This window comes from Nocardia blacklockiae, assembly GCF_015477355.1.
Lineage (GTDB): Bacteria > Actinomycetota > Actinomycetes > Mycobacteriales > Mycobacteriaceae > Nocardia > Nocardia blacklockiae.
On the sequence record NZ_JADLRJ010000013.1, the window covers coordinates 98,578 to 118,463 of the forward strand.

Consider the following 19,886-nt stretch of genomic DNA (forward strand, 5'->3'; position numbering starts at 1 on the left):
GAACCCGCGGATGAATCGCGCCCTCATTCTGGTCCGCCGTTCGCTGCGGGTGACATAGGCCATTCCCCTCGGTGGGAAGAGAGCCGCCCCGGCGAGCGGGGCGACCGTCGGGCTATTCGGTGTCCGGCTTGTCGGTCGCGGTGGTGGTCTCCGCCGCCTCGACCTGCAGCGGCCGCTCGGCCAGCACCGGGAACTGGCCGGTGTAGCCCTGCCGCTCGGCGGCGACGCGCAGCACCCGCCGCCGCGCCAGGAACCAGCCGGCGATCAGGCCGGGCAGCATGACGCACACCATGGCCAGCACCGCGCCGCGCTGCACGTCGTCGTCGCTGGCGGCCATCAGCACCACGACCGCGGCCAGGAAGATCAGCGTCGCGATCGAGGTGTAGGGCGCGCCGATCAGCCGGAACGACGGCCGCTCCGCCCGCCCGTCGCGCGACCACCGCCACAGTTGCAGCTGGCACAGCACGATCGCCGTCCACGCGGTGATGGTGCCCAGCGCCGACATGTTCAACACGATCTCGAAGGCCTTGTCCGGCACCACGGCGTTGAGGCCTACGCCGATCAGCGCGATCGCCCCGGTGGCGAGGATGCCCACATACGGCACGCCGGATTTCGACATCCGCGAGGCGAGGCCCGGCGCGCTGCCGTTCATCGACATCGAGCGCAGGATGCGGCCGGTGGAGTACAGGCCGGCGTTCAGGCTGGAGAAGGCCGCGGTGAGCACGACCAGGTTCATGATCGAGCCCGCGCCGCCGATGCCGAGCTTGTCGAAGAAGGTGACGAACGGGCTCTCCCCCGAGGTGAACGAGGTGTAGGGCAGCAGCAGGCCCAGCAGCACCAGCGACCCGACGTAGAACAGCGCGATGCGGGCGATGACCGAGTTGATCGCGCGCGGCATGATCTTCTCGGGATTCTCGGCCTCGCCGGCCGCGGTACCCACCAATTCGACCGCGGCATAGGCGAATACGACGCCGGTGGTAACGGTGATCAACGGCAGCAGGCCGGTCGGGAACAGCCCGCCGTGGTCGGCGATCACCGACGGGCCGGTGTGCTCACCGTCGAGGGTGAAGCGCCCGGCGAGGAAGACCACGCCGACGATCAGGAAGGTCACCAGCGCGACCACCTTGATCAGCGCGGCCCAGAATTCCAGCTCGCCGAACCAGCGCACCGAGATCAGATTGATGCCGACCACCAGCGCCAGCGCGACCAGCGCGATCGCCCACTGCGGGATACTGCGGGTGCCTCCCCAGTAATGGACATACGTGGCGATGGCCGTGATGTCTACGATCCCGGTCATACACCAGTGGAAGAAATACATCCATCCGACACCGAAGGCCAGTTTCTCGCCGTAGAACTCGCGGGCGTAGGAGACGAACGATCCCGAGGAGGGCCGATGCAGCACCAGCTCGCCGAGCGCCCGCAGGATGAAGAACACGAAGATTCCGCAGATCGCGTACACCAGGAACAGGCCGGGGCCCGCCGTGTGCAGTCGGCCGGCCGCGCCGAGGAACAGTCCGGTGCCGATGGCCCCGCCGATGGCGATCATCTGGAGCTGACGCGGCCGCAGTGCCTTGTGGTAGCCGGCGTCCTCGGCGGCCAGCGCGTCGGCCGACGCCTCGGAGGGCGGTCGAACTGTCGTCATCGCCTGGCCTTTCCCGTGACGCCCGTCATACCTCCGCCAATGTACCGTCAAACAACGGCACTATCAATAGAGGAACACCGTTCGTTGATCGGTTCGTCACATATCGGTACGCTAGCTGTTGAATCGCCTGATGGAGCGTAGTTATGGCATGGTTCGAACGGGAATTCATCGCGGTCCCCGAGGAACGCAAGAATCAACTCGTCTACAAGTGGCCAGATGTCAACATCCGCCGCTTCACCCGGGCCATCGTCAACGCCGACGAGGTGGCGCTGTTCGTACGCACCGGGCAGGTCGTCGCCGCGCTCGGGCCGGGGCGGCACCGGATCGACGCGCAGGAACTCCCCGTCCTGGGTGCGCTCGTCGACTCGCTGAGCGGCAACAACTTCTACCGCGCCGAACTGTATTTCGTCTCCACCCGGGAGTTCTCGGGGATCAAGTTCGGTGGCCGGCTGGCGGATATCGCCGATCCGGTCAGTGAGCAGATCGTGACACTGCGGGCCTTCGGCGAATTCGCGCTGTCGGTGCGGGACCCGGCCGAGCTGATCACCTCGCTGGCGGGCACGGCGGACCTGGCCAGCCCCGCCGGGGTGCAGTCCTGGAGTGCCGAGCTACTCATGAAGTCGATGAAAGTGGCTGTGACGCAGGGTATTTCGCGGGGCGAGTGGCCGATCCTGGGGCTGCCGGCGCACCTGCGGCCGATCGAGGACGCGGTGCTGCGGCAGACCAATCTGACCCTCTACGAGTACGGCCTGCGAATCGCGCGGATGGGCAATTTCGACATCACCCTCGCGCCCGAGGACGCCGATCGGCTCAAGCGGCTGGCCAAGGACGTCACCTACATCCGGCTGACCGGCGACTTCCAGCGGTACGCGGCCGGCGAACTGGCGCTCGGCGCGAGCGCGGGCCTGTCGCGGCCCGGCGGCGACACCGGCGCGGGGATGCTGGGGGCGGCCTTGGGCCTCAACGCCATTCAGGCACACACGGCGAGCCAGACCACACCGCAGGCCCCGGCGCAGAACGGCGCCGCGCTGGAGGCGGGCCAGGTCGGCTGCCCCGCCTGCCACACCGCGAACCCGGCGCACGCGAAGTTCTGCATGAACTGCGGCGGCCGCCTGAGCCAGCGCTTCTGCGGCGGCTGCGGCGCCGAACTCCTCGCGAACGCCCAATTCTGCACCGCCTGCGGCACTCCCGCGGAGGCTTGAGCGCGGGGGCCCGACTCCGGCCCGGAACCACTGGGCCACAAGGTTTGCGGCCACCGAACCGATCCCGCGTCAGGCACGATCTCGCACTGCGCTGCGGCTCGGATGCGCCTTCTTGCAACGGCTGAGCCGGACCCGGCCTGTAGCGTCAGGTCGGGTCCGGCTCGGCTATTCCCTGGAACCTATTCGGCGGCAGCGGGTTTGGCGGCGGTGACGGGTTCGCCGCTGCTGACCATGCTGCGGACCTGGCGGGCCGCCACCGAGAGGGTGGCGAGGTCGTAGCTGCCCGTGGCGTCGATCTCGGCCAGGGCGCCGCGGGCGCGGACCAGGCGGGAGCGGTTGGTCGACTCCCAGTAGGCGATCTTCTCCTCGGTGCTCTCCAGCGGCTCGGTGGTGGTGAGCACGTCGACCGTCAGCGCGCGCAGCGAGTCGTACAGGTCGTCGCGCACCGCGAGCCGGGCCAGCGTGCGCCACCGGTCGCCGCGGTCGAGCCGGGCGACGGCGGTGAGCAGGCGCTGGATCTCGAAATGCGTGTCGAGCGTGTAGTACAGCGCGGCGACCTCGGTGGCGTCGCGGCCGCAGATGTCGGCGATGTCGAGCACGTCCAGCAGCGTGAAGCGGTGGATGAGCAGGTACACCTCCTCCGCGAGCTCGCGCGGCGCGCCGCGTTCGATCGGTCCCTGCGACCGTTGCAGCACATCGTCGGCGACCGGGCCGGGCCGCCAGGCGGGCACGGCGTCGGCCAGGGCGCGGACACCGTCGCGGTAGCGCGCGATCCCGGCGCCGATGGCCAGCGGCTGCGGGCGGTTGATCAGCAGCCAGCGCGAGGCGCGGTCCAGGGTGCGCTTGGTCTCCAGTTCCAACTCGTCGCGCACCGCGGTGGGCAGCGTCGCGGTCCGGATCCGCTGCCACAGCGAGCGCAGGTCGAAGATCTCCACCGCGGCGGTGTAGGCGCGCACGGCGTCCTCGGTGGTGGCGCCGATCTCCTCGGCGAGCCGGAACGCGTAGGTGGTGCCGCCGAGGTCGACCATGTCGTTGACGACCATGGTGGCCAGGATCTGCCGCCGCAGCGGATGCCGCTTGATGGCGGCCTCGAACCGGTCCCGCAGCGGAGCCGGGAAGTAGGTCGGCAGCAGCGTCTCGAAGGCGGCCTGGTCCAACAGGTTTCCGGCCAGCAGGTCGTCCTTGAGCGAGAGCTTCACGTGCGCAAGGAGATTGGCCAGCTCCGGCGAGGTGAGCCCGGTGCCGGCCGCGGCGCGCCGGTCGATCTCCGCGTCGGAGGGCAGCGCCTCGAGGGTGCGGTCGACGCCGCGGCGGCTCTCCAGCTCGGCGATCATCCGCCGGTGCACCTCGAGCATGGGCGCGGCGTGCGCCCGCGACTGGCCCATCCGGAAGTTCTGCGAAATGTTGTCCCGCAGTACCAGTTCGGAGACCTCGTCGGTCATCGAGGCCAGCAGCGGCCCGCGTTCGGCGGCGGACAGTTCGCCCGCCGACACCAGGCTGTCGACCAGCACCTTGATGTTGACCTCGTGGTCGGAGCAGTCCACGCCCGCCGAGTTGTCCAGCGCGTCGGTGTTCATCCGGCCGCCGTTGCGGCAGAACTCGACTCGGCCGAGCGCGGTGGCGCCGAGGTTGCCGCCCTCGCCGATCACCTTGACCCGCAACTTGTTCGCGTCCACCCGCACCGCGTCGTTCGACTTGTCACCGACATCCGCGTTCGACTCGGTACTCGCCTTGATATAGGTGCCGATACCGCCGTTCCACAGCAGATCCACCGGAGCCAGCAGGATGGCTTTGATGAGCTCCGGCGGGGACAGGGTGGTGGTGCTGGGGTCGAGTCCGAGCAGGGCGCGCACCTCGGGCGAGACCGGAACCGACTTGGCCCCGCGGTCGTAGACGCCGCCGCCCTTACTGATCAGCGAGGCGTCGTAATCACGCCACGACGACCGCGGCAACTCGAACATCCGCCGCCGCTCCACGAACGACCGCGCCGCATCAGGATCCGGATCCAAAAAAATATGCCGATGATCGAACGCCGCCACCAACCGAATGTGCTCCGACAACAACATCCCGTTACCGAACACATCCCCCGACATATCACCGACACCCACCACAGAAAACTCCTGCGACTGCGTATCGACATCCATCTCCGCGAAATGCCGCTTCACCGACTCCCACGCACCCTTGGCCGTGATCCCCATCGCCTTGTGGTCATACCCCACCGAACCACCCGACGCGAACGCATCACCCAACCAGAACCCGTAGGACTGCGCCACCTCGTTCGCGATATCCGAGAACGTCGCCGTCCCCTTATCCGCCGCCACCACCAAATACGTATCGTCACCATCACGACGCACCACCCGCTCCGGCGGAATCACCTCGCCCGACGTGCGCTCGACATTGTCGGTCACGTCCAGCAGTCCGGAGATGAAGGTCCGGTAGCAGGCGATGCCTTCGGCCTGCAGCGCTTGGCGATCCGCGGTCGCGTCACCGGTCGCCGCGGGCGGGTGCTTGACGACGAAGCCGCCCTTCGCGCCCACCGGCACGATCACCGCGTTCTTCACCGCCTGCGCCTTCACCAAGCCGAGAATCTCGGTGCGGAAATCCTCCAGCCGGTCCGACCACCGCAAACCGCCGCGCGCGACGGCACCGAACCGCAGATGCACGCCCTCGACCCGCGGGGAGTACACGAAGATCTCGAATTGCGGCTTGGGCCTGGGCAATTCGGTGATCGAGTGCGGGTCGAACTTGAACGACAGGTACTCGCGCGGCGCGCCGTCGGCGTCGGTGCGGTAGTAGTTCGTGCGCAGCGTCGCCGTCACCAGGCCGAGAATGGCGCGCAGGATCCGGTCGGTGTCCAGGCTCACGACCGCGTCGATCTCGGCCTGCAACCGCTCCGCCGCCGCGGCCGCCCGCGCGGAGGCCACCGCGCCGACGCCGTCGGGATCGAAGTAGGCCTCGAACAGTTCGGCGAAGGCGCGGGCCGTGGTCGGCTGCGTCAGCAGCACGCGGGTGATGTTGGCGAAGGTGTAGGCGAAGCCGACCTGCTGCAGGTACTTGGCGTAGGCGCGCAGCATCGACACCTGCCGCCAGCTCAGCCCGGCACGCAGCACCAGTTCGTTGAGGCCGTCGATCTCGGTGCGGCCGAACCACATCGCCGCGACCGCGTCCGCGAACCGCCGGCGCAGGCCGTCCTCGGAACTCGCGGGCGCGCCGGAACCGCCGCGCGCGGCCGGAATCCGCAGGCCGAAGTCGTAGATCCAGCGCCGGACCCCGCCCGGGATGGCCAGGCCGTAGGGCCGCTCCTCCACCACCTCGACGCCGAGGCTGTGCAGCAGCGGCAGGATGCGGCTCAGCGAGACCTCGGCGCCCGCCACGTAGAGCGTGAAGCGCCACTGGTCGTCGGCGGCGTCGGCGCGCCGGTAGAGATTCGTCTCGATCTCGCCGTCGGCCAGGCCGTCCAGGCGTTGCAGGTCGGCCAGCGCGCGGGCGGGCTCGTGCTCCTGCTGGTAGCCGGGCGGGAACGCGTCGGCGTACTCCCGGACCCGGGCGGCGGGCACCGTCGTCACCCCGGCCGCCTCCGCCACCAGGCGGTCCGACCAGGTCAGGGTGGTGGCGAAGAGCAGTTCCTGAATGCGCTCGCGGTTGGACTCGGAGATGTCGGCCGGGTCCGCGCCGGGGCGGCGGTGCACCGTGAAATACACGACGGCGAGCTCGGATTCGGTGGCCCGCGCGGAGTAGGCGAGCTGCTCGGCGTCGAACTCGGCGCGCAGCACGTCGGCCATGCGCAACCGGACCTCGGTGCTGTACCGGTCGCGCGGCATGTAGACCAGGCAGTAGACCGCGCCGCTGCGACCGTCGCGGCGGATGAACAGTCGCACCTGGCGGCGCAGGCCCAAATTCATGACGGCGGAGACGGTTTCGAACAGCCGCCGCGCGTCGGTGGAGAACAGCTCCACCCGCGGGAAGGTCTGCAGCATCTCCAGCAGCGCCTGCCCGGAGAACGAGTTGAGGCCGAAGCCCGCCCACTCGATCACCTGGTGCACGCGCCGCGAGATGACCGGGATGTCGAGAATGTTCTCGTGCGAACCGGCCACGGTGAACATGCCGACGAAAACGTGTGCGCCCTTGGGCCTTTCGAGCTGCTCCTCGCCCGAGTGCAGGCGCGGGTCGCCGTCGCCGTAGTCGCCGACGCTGACGAAGTAGACGTCCGGGGAGCCCGGCATCACCGCGTCCGCCGACCCGTTCGCCAGCCGCAGCACCGAATTGTCGCCGTCGAAGGCGGGCACGGCGATCTGCGCGCCGGACTCGCCGCGCAGTACGCCGAGCGCGGTGCCGGGCACCTTGTCCGGCTCCGGCTGTGCCGAACTCGGTGCGGTGGTGGGGAATTGGTAGTAGCCGTAGCCCAGCAGGGTGAAGTGGCCGTCGGCGAGCCAGCGCAGCAGCCGGGCGCTCTCGGCGACCTCGGAATCGGGCAGCCACTCGGAGGCGTGGTCGAGCCGGTTGGCCAGGCCGAGCATGGTCCGCACCATGGCCGGGGCGTCGTCGTCGACCTGGCGGATGGTCTCGAGCAGCCGCGGCAGGGCGGCCTCGATCCGGGTGATCAGCTCGTCGTCTACCTCGGCGCCCAGCTGCACGTGCATCCAGGACTCGCGGACCGCCTGCCCGTCGCGCCCGGGCACGCCGGTGCCGTCCCCCTCGGCGGGGGCCAGGGCGCGCAGCCGGCCGCGGCTGTCGCGCAGCACGTCGAAGACCGGGTGGACCACCTCGGTGACCGGCGCGCCGAGCCGGCGCAGCGCGGACGTCACCGAGTCGACCAGCAGCGGCATGTCGTCGTTGACGATCTGGATCGCGGGGCCGAATCCGTCCCCGGCGCGATAGACCCGCGCCATGATCCGGCCGGGCCGCCGCATCGCGGCCAGTTCGAGATGCTGCCGGTAGATCTGCTGGGCGCGATCGCTGATCGCCGGCGTCGCGGCGCCGGGCTGGATCCAGCGGAAGTAGATCGCCTCCAGATCGGTCGGATTGTCACGGAAACGCTTCCACGAGACCGTTTGCTGGGTGGTCGCCACCATTCCTCTGAGCCTTCCCTGACGCGAATTCCCGCCGACCCGATCTGTCTACCAAAGATTGGCACGTTACTTAGCGGTACGTTATAAATTGTAACATTCGGGTCGCGAATCGCTGTCCCCACCAGCAGGAACAGGGGTTACGGCTCAGCGCAGGAGGCCGGAGCGTTGCAGGAAGGTGCGCGCGCCCGACTGGTTGGAGAAGGCGCTCGTCTCGAGGCGCAGGCCGCTGGCGCTGTCGGCGTACCACACCGTGCCGGACGGACCGACCGCCGCGAAGACGGTGCCGTCGGCGACGGTCGTCGCGCCGGCCGCGCGCCAGCGGGCGATGGTGTCCGGCAAGCGATTCGACTGCTCGCGCTGCACCGACACGGTCAGCGCGCGACCGCCCGTGATACCGCCCGCGAGCAGCGTCGAACTCGCCTCGACCACACAGGATTCGGTGGTCCCGGACGGATCGGCCGAGCGGCAGGACGCCGCACCGCGCAGCGGATCGGGCAGCCCCGCGCCCGAGGACGAGCCGCCGCCGAGCGCGCCCGCTCCCCCGCCGAGTTGGCCCATCGATGGCAGCTCCGGAGTACCGCCGCAGGAATGCATGAGCAGCAGGGCCCCGATCACCATCGCCACCAGGATGGCCGCCGCCGTGCGCCACGACATCGACGCCAGCCGTTCGGTGATGATCTTCGCGGCGTCGGAGGTGAGTTCCTTGCCCGCGCTCTCGGCGGTCTTCGCCACGTCGGCGGCCACGTGCTCGGCGCCGTTGAGCAACCGGCCCGCCTCCGACATCGCGGGCCGCGCGGCCGGTTGCGGCTCGCCGGACAGCGGTGCGCCGCAGTGCGCGCAGCGGGCTTCCGCACCGGCGTTGCGGTGCGAACAGTACTGGCAGATCAGGTGCGGCAGGGTCAATGTCCGGTGATCACAATCGAGGAGACGGCGGTGGTGTTGGCGGACGGGTCACCCTTGGACTCGAGCAGGGTCACCGTGATCTTCGAGGCGGTCACCGCCGGTTTGATCTCCGTGGTGACGACGTTGCGCTGGTCGAGGGTCTGCTGGGTGTAGGTGGTGGCGTTGCTGTCGTCGAAGCGGTAGGAGACGCGGCTGACCGTGCGGTACTTGCTCCACTGGTCGGTGCCGTCGGTGCCGACGGAGTCGAAGCCGGGCACGATGCCGATCGAATCCACCTGATAGGTCTTGCCCAGATCGATGGTCAGCACCTGGCCGTCGACGCGGTAGGCGCGCACGCACTTCCACGCCTTGCCCGACTCCCCCGAGAAGGCGTCCATGGCGTCGCTGCTGCCCTGCGGGCAGTGCGCCTGCGCCGAGCGCACCTGGATGGGCGCGCTCGCGGGCGTGGCGGGCGCCGCCGACGTCGGCAGCGGCGTGCCGCCCGAGGCCTGCGTGACCACCACGTTCTGGCTCGGCTTGTCCTCGCCGCCGCTGGTGACGAACACCAGGATCAGCAGCAGCACCAGCACGCCGGCCACCGCCAGCGCGATCTTCGGGCGCTTCAGGTAGACGACCGCGGTCCGGCCGAGTTCGCCGACGCTCCCCGGCCGGGACGCGGCCGCCTTCTCCGGCTGCGCGGGCGCGACGGGTTCGGCTCGCTGCTCGGCGTTCTCGGCCGTGCGCAGCCGTGCCGCCGCGGCCTCGGAATGGTCGGCGGTGAACTCCAGGCCGCCCGCCGCGTCCGGCGACTGGCCGTTCAGCAGGGCGAGAATGCGATCACTGGCCTTGGGGCCGGTATTCGCCCGGCGCTTGGCGGCGGGACCCGAATCAGGTTCGCCCACCAGCGTTTCGGCGACCGGCTCGGCGGAGAATTCGTGGTCGACGGAGAGTGACTCGCCCGCGCTCTCGGGAGCCGACACCGCACCCGCCGCGGCTACCCCGGAAGGCTCCAGCGCGGGATCGGCGAGCAGAGCGTCCAGAACCGCGGTGCGGTGGCGAAGAAACACATCTCCCGGGTCCTCGGCGGGCATGAACAGGATGGTATCCGTCCCGGCCGCACCCTCGGCGGCGTCGATCTTCCCGCCGGTGAGAACAATCCCGCGAGGTCAGGAATTGCTTTCCGCGGTGATGAAATATTCGGGCGGCACATCGAAAACCCGGGCCAGCGCGATAATCAGATCGAGCCGCGGGATGGCTTCGCCGTGGATCAACCGGTACAGGCCCGACTGCGAGACGGGCACGTCCGGATACGCCAATTCCAGGTGTTGCGCCAGGGAGTAGAGCGTCAACGACCGCGTCGAACCGTCCTCGGTCGACACCACCGATTCCGAGATCAGCTCCGACAATCGCCGGGAAAAGATGGCGGCCGCCGCCTGCCGTGGCGTGAGCGCACCCTCCCCGTCCGGTTCGTGCCGAGCATCGCCTTCCGACTGGGAGTCCGCTACCACGCCGATAAACATTACCGACCCATTTCTTCCCGGCCTACTTCGCCTCCGCCTACCGGCCGGTCACCTGGCGGCAATACCGGCGGCACCGGACCGTATCCGTTGCCCGGCGCCGCGATCGGCGATTCCGGCGCGGCCGGCGGGCCGCTCTGATCCAGGTAGTCGAAGTATCTGGTTTCGCCGCGCGGCTCGATGAGATCCACCCGGACCGTGCGCATCGGGATGCCCACGTCGACTGCCGACGCGCTCACCTGATCGATGGCCAGATCCGCGGCCCGGCGGCGCGGCTGACCCGGATCGCTGATGGTCACGGTGGTGGGCGCGGCCGAGGCGCGCGGCGGCACCTGGTCGAACACCGCCACCGTCGCCGACGACTCCGGCGGTTCCCCGGTGCCGGGCTGGTCGGAGACCAGGCGCAGCGAGGTCGGGTCCCCGACCGCCGACACCAGCTGCTCCCAGCGCTGCGGCCGCGCCGAGTACACCTCGACGTCGGCCCCGACGACCATGGCGCGCAACACGATCTGCTGCGCGACCGGAAGATCGGCGCGCACGTCGATGGTGCGCCGCTGCGGGTTGTACAGCGACGGGTCGAACAGCGGCAGGGCCAGGGTGTGGCGGGGCTGGCCGCTGATCGAACCCAGGATCTGCCCGTTCGGTCCGATGGCCATGGTGAGACCGCTCAGCACGTCCTCGGCGGCGACGTCGCGGCCCTGCTCGTCGGCCGGCACCTCCCGCACCGACGTGCCGGTGGGCAGCGAGGCGAGCAGCGCGGCGGACTGCCGGCCGCCCAGCGGCAGCAGATAGTCGACCGGCGCGCTGGTGACGGCCGGGCCGACGTAGCGCACCAGGCCGCGCGCGCCCACCGCGCCGCCGGCCAGGCTCACCACCACGGTGGTGCGGCCGCGATTCCACGACCAGCAGTCGTCCAGGCCGGTGTCGCCGAGGCGGCTCCAGTCGATCATGAAACTGCTGATGCTGCGGCTGGCCACCGACGATTCCAGGTGGTTCCACTTCTCCCGCAGATCCGACAGTTCGACGCCGGCGTGCAGCAGCCGGGCCGCCTGCCACAGGGCGTCGGCCGGCAGCGGCTGGGCGTTGATCCCGCGCTCGCGCAGCCGGGTCGCGATCCGGTGCGCCGCGCTGGCCAAGGCCTTGGGCGCGACCACCTCGCACGGCCCGCGCCGGGTCAGCGCGTGCAGATTTCGTTCCTGGTCCAGGCGGACCACCAGCCACGACATCCGGTTGCCGACCACGGGATGCGAGCCGAGCAACTGGTCGTAGAGCATGCTGTAGCTGCCGCCCGGGCGGACCCGCTGGCCCGTGGTGACGATATCGATGTCAACGCCGATGCCGTACTGGTCGAGCAGCGGCAGCAGGGCATCGAGGCCGATGGTGTCCTCGGTGTAGATGGTCTGCTCGGCGATGACCGTCGGCAGGTCCAGGTCGGGGGCGAGCTGGATCATCGCGACCAGGGTCGCGCCGTCCTCGTGCACGCCGCACACCCCGGCGGCCACCTGCACGTCGCGCACGTTCCAGGGTTGTTCACGCCGGCGCGCCCGCGCGGCGCGGCCGGTCCGGAACGCCACCCAGTCCAGCAGCCAGCGCACCGCCGTGCGCTGCCCGAAACGGACGGTGACCGCGGCCACCAGGACACAGACCGCCACGGCGAGCACCCACCACGGGGTGTGCGTGGACAAACCGGCCAGCACCGGACCACCTCCGACCACCAGCGTGGCGAACGGACCGCGTTCGACTCCGCCGACCCGAACACTGGGAAAACTCACCGACGCCTCCGCAGTACACCGTCCACACCCACGCCCAGCAGGACCGTGCCGATCGCGATCGCCGCCGCCACCACCAGCGGCTTGAGGTCACGCGGCCGCGGCGGCGGCGGGAGCACCAGCGTGGCACGCCGGTACAGGTCCTCGGGGGCCTTCGGGGGTGTCCGGTAGCTCAGTGCGCCCAGCGGATCCAGCATGCCGGCGCCGGAGAGATTGTCGACGCCGCGCGCCGGCGCGTGCGCGCTCACCTGCAGCCGCGCCATGATCTCGGCCGGTGTCTCGGTCGGGAAGCGCGAGCGCAGCAGGGCCGCGACGCCGCTGACGTAGGCCGCCGCGAAGGACGCGCCGCCCACCGGTACCAGCTTGCCGTCCGATCCGACGCCGTTGATGAGGTTCGTGCCGCCGGGCCCGAGCGATTCGATTCCGGCGCCCGGGGCGGCGATGCCGACCCACGGGCCCATCAGCGAACCCGACATCGGCGTGCCCGAGGCCGTGGTGAACCCGACCGTCAAGACGTCGGGCGCGAACCAGCCGGGCGTCGAGATCGTCTCGACGTCACGCCAATTGCGCGGGTCGTTGGGGCGGCCGGGATCGATGTCGGGATTCTGGTTGCAGCTGGTGCCGCTCGTGTTGCCCGCGCCCGCCACGATGAGCGCGCCGCGCACGTGCACGGCGTAGCCGACGGCCGCCGCCAGCATGGACTGGTCCACGCGGGCGTCCGCCTTGATGCAGACCGGCAGACCGACCGTGATAACCCCCGCGCCCAGGTTCGCCGCGTGCGTGATCGCCCGCGCCAGCGTCCGGATCTCGAGCGCCGACTGATTCTCCGGCTGCGAGTTGTCCGGCCGCTCCGGGCGAAATGCGTTCGAGCGGTACCGGATCGAGAGAATGGTGGCCTCCGGCGCGACACCGAGGAACTTGTCCGCCGGATCCGAGGCCGCGCCGATGATGCCCGCGACCAGGGTGCCGTGCGCGTCGCAGTCGGCCAGGCCGTCGGTGGTCTGCACGTAGTCGCCGCCGCCGATCAGGTTGGGCAGCCTGGGGTTCGGCGTCACGCCGGTGTCCAGCACCGCCACGGTGACGCCCGCGCCGCGGCTCAGCGCCCGGGCCCGCGCCAGGTCCAGCGAGGTCTCCGGCGGCGGCGCCTGGGTGATGTCGCTGTTGGGGAGCAGGCCGGTGGCCACGCAGCCCTGTTCCTGCTTCATCGGGAGCTCCGGTCCCGGCGTGCCGTCCGGCGGCGCCGCGCCGACCACTATTTCGGGCGGTTGCAGCGCCGCGGCCGGTCCGGCCGCGACGGCGAGCACCGCCCCGGCGATCAGTGCCGCGCAGCTCCGGACACCGATGCCGGCAAACTTCATCAGATCCCTCGCATGGCGGTGTAGATGCCCATGATCCAGAAGGCCAGCACCGGAATGACCAGGATCAGGGCGAACTCGACCAGGTCGATCATCCGGCGGGTGACCGGGGACAGCCGCTTGCCCGGCAGTTGCAGCGCGGCCACACAGGCGGCCACGGCGGCCGCGATCAGTACGGCCACGACGACCAGCCGCGCCGGCGGGGTGGCGTACGCGCCCACTTCCACCGCGCCCACTCCGACCACGGTCACCGCCGAACCGACGGCGAGCGCGACGGCCTGGACCCGGTCGGGATGCCAGCGGGCGCGCAGCACCAGAATCCCGGCGACCGCGGCGCCCAGCACGATCTCGCGGATGCCGCCGGGACTCGCGGCCGCCGCCAGCACGGTCGAGACCGACAGCACCGTGGCCGACCCGATGATCAGGCCGCGCAGGCTGGTCACCGCCAGCCGGGCGCGGTCCTCGATGCGCAGCGACCGGCGCCGATCGTCCTCGGTGCGGTCGGGGCCCGGGTCCTCGGCGGTGACGGTCTCGGCGTCGAAGATGTCGGTCAGCGTGCCGGGCGACACCTCGGTGCCCGGGTCGGGCAGGTCCGGCGGCCGGATCCGCGCGGCGATCACGGCCAGCCGCGCCGCGCCGCTCAGCAGGAGCAGTCCGACGAAGACCGCGCCGCCGGTCATGTGCCGTTCCGACACCTCGAAGAAGGCCATCGGCACCGCCGCCACCGCGACGGCGAGGGTGATCACCAGGACCGCTGTCAGCACCGTGGTGCTCACCCTGGTCAGCCGCAGTGTCAGCACCGCGGCCGTGCCGGCGACGACCGCGCCGGCCGCGAAGTTGGCGGCCGCGAACGGACCCGGTTCGCTGTAGGAGGCCGGCACCAGCATCGCGCCGCCGGCGAACAGCAGCGGCAGCGCGGACAGCACCAACCCGAGGCAGACCACCGCGCCCTGGGCACTCCGGCGCAGCGCGAAACCGCCGATCCAGCACACCAATCCGAGCAGCAGCGCCGGCAGCCCGCACCACACGAGCGAGCCGGAGCGCATCCACGACCAGGACAGCAGACCGGCCGCGGCCACCGCGCCGACACCCAGCGCGGACACGCCGGTGATCGCGACGGTGCGCGGATCGAACTCACTGAACTCGCGCTCGTTGATCAGGGCCAGCGCGTCGGTGATGTCCTCGACGACCGGCGTGAACATCTCCGAGGATTCGACGGGCGCCAGCATCAGCACCGTGCCGTCGATGACGTCGTGGTCGGCGAGGCTGCGCCAGCGCGGAATCGGCGGCTCGCCGGGCCGGGCCAGGCTCCACTGGCCGCTGGGCGGCGCGAAATCGACGGTCTCGTCCCGGATCGCGCGTTGCAGCACACCCAGCAGATCGTCGATGAACGTCTCGATGGTGAACTTCGTCGGCACCACCACGTCCACCTGGTACGTGGCCACCATCACCGCGATGCGGGCCCGCGCCACCTCCGCCGATGCCGCGGCGGTCGTCGCCGCCGCCCCGGCCACCGCTGTACTCACAACCGTCCTCCACGACCCGTGGCGACCTGCCCCGGGAATCCGTCACCGAGCGCCGCGGCCAGCTCCTCCAGCGCCAGTGCCGTGTCGCTCTCCAGCAACCGCAGGTCGACCTCGCCGCCCTCGGCCAGGTGGTCGTCGTAGGGCAGCTGGAACGTCGGCCGCTGCGCGGTCGCGAACAGCTTCTCGATCTGCGCGACCTCGACCATCGGCTTGGCGGCCTGCGGGTGCACGATCACGACCACCGAGTTCGCGATCAGGTGCTGCAGGCCGTGCGCCGCGAACCAGTTCAGGGTGGCGACCGCGCCCTTCACACCGCCCACCGTCGGGGGCGTCACCACCACGACGGCATCGCTGGTCTGCAGGACCGTGCCGGTGATCGAGTCCAGCACGCCGGTGCCGCAGTCGACCATCACCAGGTTGTAGTGCTTGCGCAGCACCGAGACCGCGTTCGCGTACTCCGCACCCGACAGGGCCTCGACGGCCTCGGTGGACCACGGCGAGGCGAGCACCGACAGATCGGCTTCGTTGATCGAGGTGAACGAGTGCACCGCCGAGAACGCCTCGAGATTCGGCGCGCGCACGAGATCGCGCAGCGTCAGGCCGTAGGGGTGCGGGCGGGTGCGGGTGGGCAGGTCGCCGAAGTCGGGGTTGGCGTCGACCGCGACCACCCGGTCCGGGCGCAGGCTCGCGAAGGTCGAACCGAGGGCGGCGGTGACGGTGGTGCGGCCCACGCCGCCCTTCACGCTCACCACCGCGATCTGATAGGTCGCCGTCAGCTGCCGCCGGATGCGGCCGCGGCGCTCCTCGGTGCGCTGTTCGGCCGGGGACAGGCCGAGATTGAAGCCGACCTTGTTCAGCGCGCCGCGCACGCCGCTGGTGGACCGCAGGTGCGCGCGCCGGGTCGCGGCGATCTCGGCCAGCAGGTCCATCGAGGTCAGCGAGGCCGGCAGCACCTCGGGATAGGCGACGTCGGAGTGCGAGCGGTCGACCCGCTCCAGGCCCCGGCCCTGGTCACCGGTGGACGCGGCCGCCGGGTTCGGGACGGGCGCGGAAGTGTGTTCGGCGCGGCCGTATTCGACCGTCTCGTTCGCGGCCTGCCGGGCCTGTGCGGGCGCGCTCTGCGTGTGCTGCGGCGGCGCGGCCTGCGGTGCGGCGGCCTGCGGCGGCGCGGTGTGCGGGGCCGCGGTCGGCGGCGGCGCGGTCGGCGGGACGGCGGTCTGCGGGGGCGGGGCTTGCGGCGAAACCGGTTGCGGCGGTGCGGGTTGCGCCGGTTGCGACTGGCCCGGCGCGCCGACCGTCGGGGCGGCGGCGCCCTGCGTCGGCAGACCGGTGGTGTACCGGAAGGCGTCCGACCGCTCTTGCGGCGGCGCGCTTTCGGCGTCCTTCGACTCGACCGCGGCGGACTGCTGGGAAAAATACGCGTCGTATCCACCCCGAGCCCGCACGGATTCGGCCGGATGCCCATTCGAATTCGGTGCTCGGTTCATCTTCCCTCATCCCTCTCGACCGGTCGGACCTCAATCGGTCCGACTGGTACCGAACCAGCTTCGGCCCGGCAGTAATTCCACCAGGGCGGCGATCCCGGCCCGCAGGGCGGTCTCGTCACCCGGCGCGTAGGTCGACCAATTCTCGCCGTCCATCGCGACACTCGGTGTTACCACGAAGCGGCCCGAAGCGGTATCCACCACGCTCACACAGATTTCCGGCTGTGGCGTATTGCCGTCGTGGTGTTCGATCATCACGATCTCGGCGCGCCGCTGCACCTCCTCCAATACCCGGGTGAGCACGCTCGCGGTGTGCGGTTGCGCCCCGAGTTCCACCAGCGCCCGCCGACGTTCGGCGGGTTCGACCGGAATCTCGGCGATCTCCGCCGCGGTCGTGGTCATCGGCTCGAATTTCAGTGGCGGACAAGGCCCGAGCGCCGCTCCGACGACGGCCGCCACGGTGTCGAGCTGTTCTCCTTCCTGGAATACCGACTGGATCACGACGTGGTCGTCGCACCGGACCGCCAGCACGTGGGTGTCACCGGCGCGCACCAGTGACAACCGCAGCATGCTCGGATCCTGCTCGTCGGACCCGCCGTCCAGGATCCGCACGGCCAGTTCCACATCCGGCCGGTACAGACACCGGAGCCAGTGCTCGACCACCGGGTGCACCGCGCCGTCGACGAGGACGCCCACCTCGGTGAGGTCCTCCGCGACGGCAGCGTGCACCCGGTACCGGTCGTCGTCCCGGTAGACGTTCGGCAGCAGCGCCAGCACCGACGGGTAGGAGTCGATGCCCACCAGACTCTGCAACAGCAGGGCCGCATCGACATTCAGATCGATCGCTACCGGATCGTCGTCCATCGATGTGTCGGGCGCTTCGGCCTCGGTCACCGGATCCTGCACCGATGTGGAGGTGATCTGCACGGTCAGCCGGCCAGGAAACGGTTCCCGTTGTTGGTGTCGGTTTGGTGCATGATGCCCTGCGAGCCGGCCGCCTTCATGATCGCCGCCCGCAGGCCGCCCAGGCTCGTGTTGTACTCGCTGAGCCGCTTGTCCAGGGCATCGGTCACCTCCTTGTAGCCGCTGGCGCCGGCACCCTGGAACTCCGTCAGCAGCTGCTGCTTGAGCTGCACGATGTGCTGAACGTTGTCGTCCATGGCCTGCAGGACGCCCTGCATGGTTGTCGAGTGCTCGTCGACAGCCGAGAAGTTGAAAAGCATTGTTTTCCTCGATCCTTATCGTGAATAGTTCCCGGAAGTGTGCTCGAACGTCACCAGTTGGTGCTGACCCCGCCGGTCTGCGACAGACCGTCGAGACCCGCCTTGACGATGGCGCTCTGCGCTTCCGCATCGGCCTGCGAGACCTGCACGCCCGAGGTGTTCAGCGCGTCGATGATGTTCTGCAGGCTGCCGCCCAGCGCCTTGCCCTTGGTGTAGGCGTCGATGAACGCCTGGCGCAGCGCCGGCGCGGTCGCCTCGCTCTTGACCGCCGTGCCGAATTCGTCCTGGAGGTTGGTCAGTGCCCGCAGGTGGTTCTCCAGCTCGCCGAGGCAGCCGGCGGTGTTCTTGGCACCGGTCTGCAGCTGACTGGGATCACCGGTGTAAGTGATAGCCATTGTCGAATTCCTTTCGCGACTGTCTCGCTATTTCGGCCTCGGCGCGTGTCACCGGGGACGTTCTGTGATGGGTTCCGCCGTGTTCTCGTTTTCTTCCTCGGGGCGCGCGAGCACTCCGATTCCGACCGGCAGCAAATGCTCGACCTCGCGGTCGTCCCGCCGGTCGTCGTCGTATTCGATGACGCCGACCACGGGAGGTTTCTCCAGCACTGGTACGTCCTGCGGTTCCCCCGGGACGAATACCTTCGATTTTCTCTTGTCCTGATCGCGGCGGCGGCGCATCTGCCGCGCCGACGCCGTGACGCCGCGGCGGGGCGCCGCCTGGGCTCCCGACGTGGCGGCGGGATTGCTCATCGCGCCGAACGCCCGTCCGGAGCCGGGCGCCCAGTTGGCGGGCATCCGGAATCCGGTCGAGGCGCCCGGCATGTTGCCGATGCCGCCCCGCATCATGCCCAGCGCCACCACACTGCCCATGCCGCCGTTCAATCCCGCCAGCGTGGTCGAGTAGGGCGAGGTTCCGGTGAAACCGCCCTGGTCCATGCCGCCGACCTCGGAGCCGTAGTTGCTCCCGTAGCCGGAGTCCGCGCCGTAGCCGCTCGGATCGCCGAGCTGGCCCGGATCCGACGGTGACGTCGGGTCCGACGGTGTGGACGGATCGGACGGCTGGACCGGGTCGGTGTTGGTCGTGTCGGTGGGCCCGTTGGTGTCCTGGGGGCCGCCCGTGTCCGTGTTGGTCGGCCCGTTCGTATCGGTCGGTCCGCCGGTGTCGGTCGGGCCCGGCGGGTGGCCCGGCAGGTCGGGAGTGCCCTTGGTCAGCGGGTTCTCGAACGAGCTCCCCGGCGGCGGTTCCACGCCGCCACCGACCACGATGGGCGGAGCGAAGGCCGGCGGCGGCAGGGCCGACAGGGCCGGTACGACCGCGCCGGCGTAGCCGCCCATGACACCCGCGGCCGCGGCCCAGATGGCGAAGTACTCGGCCTCCATGGCCACCAAGGCCGCCGCCGTGCCCGGTACCGCCGCGGAGGCGGCCAGCATCGCCGCCTCGCGCGCCCGGAACGAGGTGAGCCAGGCTGCGACACCGGCCATTTCGCCCGCCGCGGCGGTATAGGCGCCCGCCGCCGTTTCGATGAGCTTTCCGGCCTCCGCGGCGATCGCGGCCTGCTCGTGCAGCCACGCGGCGTAGTTCTGGAACGCTCCGTTCGCCTTTCCCGCGGCCAATCCCTGCCAGGATTCCGCCATGCCGGCCGTCGCGCCGTCCAGGGCTGCCGCGGCGGCATTCAATTGTGCGGCCAGTGCCGTGTAGGCGGCGGCGGAAACCAGCGTCGGACCGCTACCCGGCCCGCTGAGCAGCAGCGCGATATTCATCTCGGGCGGCAGACCTGCGAAACTGACAGGCAGCGTCATGACATTTGCTCCCGCGCAGGAAAAAGCTGACGAATTCTATTTGGTGGTGATTACCGAGCTCTGCACGGCCACTTCGCCGCCGCTGATGACGTCACCACCGGAGAAGGACACGGCCGTCGTCGGTAGCGCGTGGCCGCCCTCGGCTCCGAAGGAACACCCCTGGGTGGTGCAGCTGACCATGGATACGTTGTAGGCCCCCAGCACGAACGGGAACAGCTGGCTCACGAAGTCGCTTCCGGGCGATGGCGGGACCGCGACCGCCGCGGTCGCGTTGGCTGCCTGCAGCAGTTCCATGGCACCGACGCCGACCTGGGACCCGATGGCGGTCAGAATCTCTTGGTCTACCTGGAGAAGCATGGAGGTCTCCTTAGAACTCGTGCCGACCTCTCGATGAGCCGGTACAGCAAGAACGCTAAGC

15 protein-coding genes are annotated in these 19,886 nt (G+C 70.2%); 1 reads left to right on the forward strand and 14 read right to left on the reverse strand.

Features of this window, described 5'->3' with window-relative positions; all coding sequences use genetic code 11:
- Nucleotides 1-112: 112 nt before the first annotated feature.
- On the reverse strand, nt 113-1,642 hold the full coding sequence (locus IU476_RS29580; RefSeq protein ID WP_195105576.1) for an amino acid permease: 1,530 nt from the start codon (nt 1,640-1,642) through the stop codon (nt 113-115).
- Nucleotides 1,643-1,785: 143 nt separating this feature from the next.
- On the opposite strand from IU476_RS29580, the gene IU476_RS29585 reads away from it, so the two are divergent.
- Nucleotides 1,786-2,844: an SPFH domain-containing protein gene (locus IU476_RS29585; RefSeq protein WP_195105577.1), complete on the forward strand. Its 1,059-nt coding sequence runs from the start codon at nt 1,786-1,788 to the stop codon at nt 2,842-2,844.
- 179 nt (nt 2,845-3,023) lie between these two features.
- Here the strand turns inward: IU476_RS29585 and IU476_RS29590 are convergent, their stop codons facing one another.
- From IU476_RS29590 to IU476_RS29650, 13 genes are all read right to left on the reverse strand, one after another.
- On the reverse strand, nt 3,024-7,916 hold the full coding sequence (locus IU476_RS29590; protein WP_195105578.1) for an NAD-glutamate dehydrogenase: 4,893 nt from the start codon (nt 7,914-7,916) through the stop codon (nt 3,024-3,026).
- Nucleotides 7,917-8,057: 141 nt separating this feature from the next.
- Nucleotides 8,058-8,816: a hypothetical protein gene (locus IU476_RS29595; protein ID WP_195105579.1), complete on the reverse strand. Its 759-nt coding sequence runs from the start codon at nt 8,814-8,816 to the stop codon at nt 8,058-8,060.
- Nucleotides 8,813-9,886: a discoidin domain-containing protein gene (locus IU476_RS29600; protein ID WP_195105580.1), complete on the reverse strand. Its 1,074-nt coding sequence runs from the start codon at nt 9,884-9,886 to the stop codon at nt 8,813-8,815. Before IU476_RS29600 ends, IU476_RS29595 begins: the two co-directional genes overlap by 4 nt.
- Nucleotides 9,887-9,961: 75 nt before the next feature.
- On the reverse strand, nt 9,962-10,315 hold the full coding sequence (locus tag IU476_RS29605) for a helix-turn-helix domain-containing protein (protein ID WP_187684188.1): 354 nt from the start codon (nt 10,313-10,315) through the stop codon (nt 9,962-9,964).
- Nucleotides 10,315-12,084 (reverse strand): type VII secretion protein EccE, encoded by a 1,770-nt coding sequence (gene eccE, locus IU476_RS29610; protein ID WP_195105581.1) that lies wholly within the window; start codon nt 12,082-12,084, stop codon nt 10,315-10,317. Before eccE ends, IU476_RS29605 begins: the two co-directional genes overlap by 1 nt.
- Nucleotides 12,081-13,439, reverse strand: coding sequence for a type VII secretion-associated serine protease mycosin (mycP, locus tag IU476_RS29615; RefSeq protein ID WP_195105582.1), 1,359 nt, complete (start codon nt 13,437-13,439; stop codon nt 12,081-12,083). The genes eccE and mycP overlap by 4 nt, the downstream gene beginning before the upstream one ends.
- Nucleotides 13,439-14,962 carry a type VII secretion integral membrane protein EccD gene (gene eccD, locus IU476_RS29620; RefSeq protein ID WP_324194416.1) on the reverse strand — a complete coding sequence of 508 codons (1,524 nt, stop codon included), beginning with the start codon at nt 14,960-14,962 and terminating at the stop codon, nt 13,439-13,441. Before eccD ends, mycP begins: the two co-directional genes overlap by 1 nt.
- Nucleotides 14,959-16,449, reverse strand: coding sequence for an AAA family ATPase (locus tag IU476_RS29625; RefSeq protein WP_195105583.1), 1,491 nt, complete (start codon nt 16,447-16,449; stop codon nt 14,959-14,961). The genes eccD and IU476_RS29625 overlap by 4 nt, the downstream gene beginning before the upstream one ends.
- Nucleotides 16,450-16,479: 30 nt before the next feature.
- Complete coding sequence (locus tag IU476_RS29630) at nt 16,480-17,340, reverse strand: ESX secretion-associated protein EspG (protein WP_324194417.1); 861 nt, start codon at nt 17,338-17,340, stop codon at nt 16,480-16,482.
- Between the two features lie 35 nt (nt 17,341-17,375).
- On the reverse strand, nt 17,376-17,669 hold the full coding sequence (locus IU476_RS29635; RefSeq protein WP_195105584.1) for a hypothetical protein: 294 nt from the start codon (nt 17,667-17,669) through the stop codon (nt 17,376-17,378).
- A 50-nt stretch (nt 17,670-17,719) separates the two neighbouring features.
- Nucleotides 17,720-18,064, reverse strand: a complete 345-nt coding sequence (locus tag IU476_RS29640; protein WP_195105585.1) for a hypothetical protein — start codon at nt 18,062-18,064, stop codon at nt 17,720-17,722.
- Between the two features lie 48 nt (nt 18,065-18,112).
- Nucleotides 18,113-19,468: a PPE domain-containing protein gene (locus tag IU476_RS29645; RefSeq protein ID WP_195105586.1), complete on the reverse strand. Its 1,356-nt coding sequence runs from the start codon at nt 19,466-19,468 to the stop codon at nt 18,113-18,115.
- A 36-nt stretch (nt 19,469-19,504) separates the two neighbouring features.
- Nucleotides 19,505-19,825, reverse strand: coding sequence for a hypothetical protein (locus IU476_RS29650; RefSeq protein ID WP_195105587.1), 321 nt, complete (start codon nt 19,823-19,825; stop codon nt 19,505-19,507).
- Nucleotides 19,826-19,886: the final 61 nt, after the last annotated feature.

What these genes read in the sequence shown, in the direction of transcription:
- IU476_RS29580 (WP_195105576.1), bottom strand. Translation starts at nt 1,642, where the DNA reads ATGACGACAGTTCGACCGCCCTCCGAGGCGTCGGCCGACGCGCTGGCC.
- IU476_RS29585 (WP_195105577.1), top strand. Translation starts at nt 1,786, where the DNA reads ATGGCATGGTTCGAACGGGAATTCATCGCGGTCCCCGAGGAACGCAAG.
- IU476_RS29590 (WP_195105578.1), bottom strand. Translation starts at nt 7,916, where the DNA reads ATGGTGGCGACCACCCAGCAAACGGTCTCGTGGAAGCGTTTCCGTGAC.
- IU476_RS29600 (WP_195105580.1), bottom strand. Translation starts at nt 9,886, where the DNA reads ATGCCCGCCGAGGACCCGGGAGATGTGTTTCTTCGCCACCGCACCGCG.
- IU476_RS29605 (WP_187684188.1), bottom strand. Translation starts at nt 10,315, where the DNA reads ATGTTTATCGGCGTGGTAGCGGACTCCCAGTCGGAAGGCGATGCTCGG.
- mycP (WP_195105582.1), bottom strand. Translation starts at nt 13,439, where the DNA reads ATGAAGTTTGCCGGCATCGGTGTCCGGAGCTGCGCGGCACTGATCGCC.
- IU476_RS29625 (WP_195105583.1), bottom strand. Translation starts at nt 16,449, where the DNA reads ATGAACCGAGCACCGAATTCGAATGGGCATCCGGCCGAATCCGTGCGG.
- IU476_RS29635 (WP_195105584.1), bottom strand. Translation starts at nt 17,669, where the DNA reads ATGCTTTTCAACTTCTCGGCTGTCGACGAGCACTCGACAACCATGCAG.
- IU476_RS29640 (WP_195105585.1), bottom strand. Translation starts at nt 18,064, where the DNA reads ATGGCTATCACTTACACCGGTGATCCCAGTCAGCTGCAGACCGGTGCC.
- IU476_RS29645 (WP_195105586.1), bottom strand. Translation starts at nt 19,468, where the DNA reads ATGACGCTGCCTGTCAGTTTCGCAGGTCTGCCGCCCGAGATGAATATC.
- IU476_RS29650 (WP_195105587.1), bottom strand. Translation starts at nt 19,825, where the DNA reads ATGCTTCTCCAGGTAGACCAAGAGATTCTGACCGCCATCGGGTCCCAG.